The organism is Rhizobium sp. UBA1881, from assembly GCF_002338015.1.
GTDB lineage: Bacteria > Pseudomonadota > Alphaproteobacteria > Rhizobiales > Rhizobiaceae > Rhizobium.
Genome location: NZ_DDHH01000089.1, coordinates 1 through 4,654 on the forward strand (window position 1 = coordinate 1; position 4,654 = coordinate 4,654).

General features: G+C 58.3%; 6 protein-coding genes. 4 read left to right on the forward strand and 2 right to left on the reverse strand.

Annotated elements, in window-relative coordinates:
* Positions 1-189: hypothetical protein (locus tag B3605_RS10825; protein ID WP_296433803.1), on the forward strand; the 189-nt coding region annotated here is incomplete at its 5' end.
* 109 nt (positions 190-298) lie between these two features.
* On the opposite strand, the gene B3605_RS10830 is transcribed toward B3605_RS10825, so the two are convergent.
* Positions 299-730: an NUDIX hydrolase gene (locus B3605_RS10830; RefSeq protein WP_296433807.1), complete on the reverse strand. Its 432-nt coding sequence runs from the start codon at positions 728-730 to the stop codon at positions 299-301.
* Positions 731-739: 9 nt separating this feature from the next.
* Positions 740-1,033, reverse strand: coding sequence for a hypothetical protein (locus B3605_RS10835; RefSeq protein WP_018902684.1), 294 nt, complete (start codon positions 1,031-1,033; stop codon positions 740-742).
* 484 nt (positions 1,034-1,517) lie between these two features.
* Between B3605_RS10835 and rpsL the strand changes: the two genes are divergently transcribed.
* From rpsL to fusA, 3 genes are all read left to right on the forward strand, one after another.
* Positions 1,518-1,889 carry a 30S ribosomal protein S12 gene (gene rpsL / locus B3605_RS10840; protein ID WP_018902683.1) on the forward strand — a complete coding sequence of 124 codons (372 nt, stop codon included), beginning with the start codon at positions 1,518-1,520 and terminating at the stop codon, positions 1,887-1,889.
* 78 nt (positions 1,890-1,967) lie between these two features.
* Positions 1,968-2,438, forward strand: coding sequence for a 30S ribosomal protein S7 (gene rpsG, locus B3605_RS10845; RefSeq protein WP_018902682.1), 471 nt, complete (start codon positions 1,968-1,970; stop codon positions 2,436-2,438).
* A gap of 30 nt (positions 2,439-2,468) precedes the next feature.
* On the forward strand, positions 2,469-4,568 hold the full coding sequence (fusA, locus tag B3605_RS10850) for an elongation factor G (RefSeq protein WP_112945139.1): 2,100 nt from the start codon (positions 2,469-2,471) through the stop codon (positions 4,566-4,568).
* The last annotated feature ends 86 nt before the right edge of the window (positions 4,569-4,654 follow it).

Sequence of the window (4,654 nt, forward strand, 5' to 3'; positions counted from 1 at the left end):
CTGAAGGAAAACGTCATCGTCGGCCGCCTCATCCCGGCTGGTACAGGTGGCACCATGACCCAGATCCGCCGTATCGCGACCTCGCGCGACGAGCTGATCCTCGAAGAACGCCGCAAGGGCACGGGCGCCGATGTCGCGACCCCGATGCTTCAGGATCTGGCTGGCGAAAGCGCACCGGCCGCCGAGTAATCGGCGCCGGGTCGCAAGACCGGATACCAAGAATTGAAAACCGCCCGGAGCGATCCGGGCGGTTTTTTCGTTTCAGGCTTTTGAAATGGGGGCGGGGAGGGCGCGGCGATCAGCCGAAAGTCGGCAGGCAGTGTTCCATGCCATAGCCCAGCCGGGCTTTCGCTTGCGTGAAGTCGATCCAAAAGAAGCGAAACTGGATGGGATCGCCGCCGCCGAATGGCGTCAGCTCCTGGTGCAGCCATGTCTCCGGATGGTGACCGTCAAGCTCGACATGAAAATAGTGCCGGCGATGCCAGGCGATACCGCCGATCTTCAGCGAAAACCGATAGTCGTGGACGGCAAGCGGGGTGAGGGGAGCCGACGGCGCCAGGCCGGTTTCCTCGCAGAATTCCCGCAACGCCGCCTCGGCGATATCCTCGCCGGTCTCGACCGTTCCACCCGGCACCTGCCATAGCACGTCGGGAAAGTCCGGCTCGTCGAAAACGAGAAGCCGGTCGCGCCAAGTTGCATAGATCAGCACTTTCAGCGCATCCGGCTCCATTATCTCGGCTCAGCTGAAGCGAATGATCGCGACTTCGCCTTCGACCGCGCCCTTGTAGGCGGATGCGTGTGGCTCTTCTTCCGGAATGTCGGTCAGCATGCCGATCTGGTCGAGGTCGGCCTCGATGAAACCTTCCTCGGACAATGCGTTCAATGCCTCGCGAACCGCGCTGTCGTCGTCGGCCGCCTTCAGCATGATGTGCAGATCGACACCTTCGCTGCCATCGGTCTCATAACCCTTGCCGATGATGATGAAGACCATCGGGCCTTCGTTGTTGTTGTCGTTGTCCGGGCTGGTAATCATTCTTCGTCCTTCGATTCGAGATTTGAATCTCATTTCAGGCACTTGGCCTCTGCAATCTCTGATTCCTTAGCCGCTTTCGCTGCGATGCCCAAGTTTATCTTGGCCACCGCACGCGATTTTGTCTAAAAGGTCCGGGCGAGGGCCAAAAGGCCGCGTTTCAAGGCCTTCTCGGGAAGATTATTTGTTAACAGCCTTGACGAGACGACGGGAAACCAGTAGTACCCGCGCCATCGGAACCCATGTGAGGCATGGCCATCTGGGGCGACACGCCCTCGATATCACCTCAAACAAGGTTCGAAACGCACGTTGAAGATATGTTGCCTGCACGCATGACGCATTTCTTTTGCGTCCTCTGCTCTTTGTGGTCCATCTGCGAAAACAGATCGGGCCACGTTTTGCGCATTGAGACAGGCGTGTGATCTTGCCGGAGACGGCGTGAGTTACGCCCGCAAGGGTTTGAGATTTAAACGTAAGGGATGGTTGAATGCCTACCGTAAACCAGCTGATCCGCAAGCCGCGCCAGCCAAACGTAAAGCGTAACAAGGTTCCTGCTCTGCAGGAAAACCCGCAGAAGCGTGGTGTTTGCACCCGCGTCTACACCACGACCCCGAAGAAGCCGAACTCGGCTCTCCGTAAGGTTGCCAAGATCCGTCTGACCAATGGCTTCGAAGTCATCGGCTACATTCCTGGCGAAGGTCACAACCTGCAGGAACACTCTGTCGTCATGATCCGTGGCGGCCGCGTCAAGGACTTGCCGGGTGTTCGTTACCACATCATCCGCGGCGTTCTCGATACCCAGGGTGTCAAGAACCGCAAGCAGCGCCGCTCCAAGTACGGTGCGAAGCGTCCGAAGTAATTCGGACTTTTTGTAAATTCGGCGCTGCGTGAGGTCCTCCGCGTGATAAAGCGCCTTAACGGTTAAGAGACGAGAAGTATGTCCAGACGTCACAGAGCAGAAAAGCGCGAGATCAACCCGGACCCCAAGTTCGGCGATCTCATCGTCACCAAGTTCATGAATGCAATCATGCTTGACGGCAAGAAGTCCGTCGCTGAAAGCATTGTTTACGGCGCATTTGACTCCGTGCAGAACAAGTCGAAGCAGGAGCCGCTGGTTGTTTTCCACGCCGCCCTCGACAACATTGCTCCGCACGTAGAAGTCCGTTCGCGCCGCGTTGGTGGTGCTACGTACCAGGTTCCGGTCGATGTTCGCCCTGAGCGTCGCCAGGCCCTCGCAATTCGCTGGCTGATCACTGCCGCTCGCAAGCGCAATGAGACGACGATGGTCGATCGCCTTTCCGGCGAACTTCTCGATGCATCCAACAACCGTGGTAGCGCCGTCAAGAAGCGCGAAGACACGCACAAGATGGCTGATGCCAACCGTGCGTTCTCGCATTATCGCTGGTAATCCCGAACGGTTCCCGAAAGGCAGTCCATTATGGCTCGCGAATATAAAATCGAAGACTACCGTAATTTCGGTATCATGGCGCACATCGACGCCGGCAAGACGACGACGACCGAGCGTATCCTTTACTACACCGGCAAGTCGCACAAGATCGGCGAAGTGCACGATGGCGCCGCCACGATGGACTGGATGGAGCAGGAGCAGGAGCGTGGCATCACGATCACGTCCGCTGCGACCACGACCTTCTGGAAGGGTCGCGACGGCAAGATGCGTCGCTTCAACATCATCGACACTCCCGGCCACGTCGACTTCACCATCGAAGTCGAACGTTCGCTGCGCGTTCTCGACGGTGCTGTTGCCCTTCTCGATGCCAACGCAGGCGTAGAGCCGCAGACGGAAACCGTCTGGCGTCAGGCTGAGAAGTACAACGTTCCGCGTATGATCTTCTGCAACAAGATGGACAAGACCGGTGCTGACTTCTACCGCTCGGTAGAAATGATCAAGACCCGTCTCGGCGCCACCGCAGTCGTCATGCAGCTCCCGATCGGCGCTGAAAGCGACTTCAAGGGCGTTGTCGACCTGATCGAAATGAACGCTCTCATCTGGCGCGACGAATCGCTCGGCGCTCAGTGGGACGTCGTCGAAATCCCTGACGACCTGAAGGAAAAGGCTGCTGAATATCGCGAAAAGCTGATCGAGACCGTTGTCGAGATCGACGAAGCCGCGATGGAAGCCTACCTCGAAGGCACCATGCCCGACAACGACCAGATCCGCGCGCTCGTCCGTCGCGGCACGATCGACGTCAAGTTCCACCCGATGTTCTGCGGCACTGCCTTCAAGAACAAGGGCGTTCAGCCGCTGCTCGACGCCGTTGTCGACTACCTGCCGTCGCCGCTCGACATTCCGGCGATCAAGGGCATCGACTTCAAGACCGAAGCCGAAATCGAACGTCATGCTGACGACGCCGAGCCGCTTTCCATGCTCGCGTTCAAGATCATGAACGACCCCTTCGTCGGTTCGCTGACCTTCGCTCGCATCTACTCCGGCAAGCTCGAAAAGGGCGCGTCGGTCATGAACACGGTCAAGGACAAGCGCGAGCGCGTCGGCCGCATGCTGCAGATGCACTCGAACTCGCGTGAAGACATCGAAGAAGCCTTCGCAGGCGACATCGTTGCTCTCGCCGGCCTCAAGGAAACCACGACTGGCGATACGCTCTGCGATCCGCTGAAGCCGGTTATCCTCGAGCGCATGGAATTCCCCGAGCCGGTCATCCAGATCGCGATCGAGCCGAAGACCAAGGGCGACCAGGAAAAGATGGGCCTCGCGCTCAACCGTCTGGCTGCTGAAGACCCGTCCTTCCGCGTGAAGACTGACCAGGAATCCGGTCAGACGATCATCGCCGGCATGGGCGAACTTCACCTCGACATTCTCGTCGACCGCATGCGTCGCGAATTCAAGGTTGAAGCAACCGTCGGTGCTCCGCAGGTTGCCTACCGCGAAACCATCACGCGTCAGCACGAAGAAGACTACACGCACAAGAAGCAATCCGGTGGTACCGGTCAGTTCGCGCGCGTCAAGATCATCTTCGAACCGAACCCAGAAGGCGACGACTTCAAGTTCGAATCCAAGATCGTCGGCGGTGCTGTTCCGAAGGAATACATCCCGGGCGTTCAGAAGGGTATCGAAAGCGTTCTGTCTTCCGGTCCGCTGGCTGGCTTCCCGATGCTCGGCGTCAAGGCGACGCTCGTTGACGGTGCCTTCCACGACGTTGACTCGTCCGTCCTGGCGTTCGAAATCGCTTCGCGTGCTTGCTTCCGTGAAGCAGCCAAGAAGGCCGGCGCTCAGCTCCTCGAGCCGATGATGAAGGTCGAAGTCGTAACGCCGGAAGATTACGTCGGCGACGTCATCGGTGACCTGAACTCCCGCCGTGGTCAGATCCAGGGTCAGGAACAGCGCGGCATCGCGATCGTCATCAACGCCAACGTTCCGCTGGCGAACATGTTCAAGTACGTCGACAACCTGCGCTCCATGTCGCAGGGCCGCGCACAGTACACGATGACCTTCGATCACTACTCGCCGGTCCCGTCGAACGTCGCAACCGAGATCCAGGCAAAGTATTCCGGTCAGAAGTGACCGGAATACCAATTGACCGATAACAAGAATTAAGTCCCTCGCGGACTTGCAAGAATGGAGAGCCTAAATGGCAAAGAGTAAGTTTG

Coding starts and splice junctions, on each gene's coding strand:
- B3605_RS10830 (WP_296433807.1), bottom strand. CDS start 730: ATGGAGCCGGATGCGCTGAAAGTGCTGATCTATGCAACTTGGCGCGAC.
- B3605_RS10835 (WP_018902684.1), bottom strand. CDS start 1,033: ATGATTACCAGCCCGGACAACGACAACAACAACGAAGGCCCGATGGTC.
- rpsL (WP_018902683.1), top strand. CDS start 1,518: ATGCCTACCGTAAACCAGCTGATCCGCAAGCCGCGCCAGCCAAACGTA.
- rpsG (WP_018902682.1), top strand. CDS start 1,968: ATGTCCAGACGTCACAGAGCAGAAAAGCGCGAGATCAACCCGGACCCC.
- fusA (WP_112945139.1), top strand. CDS start 2,469: ATGGCTCGCGAATATAAAATCGAAGACTACCGTAATTTCGGTATCATG.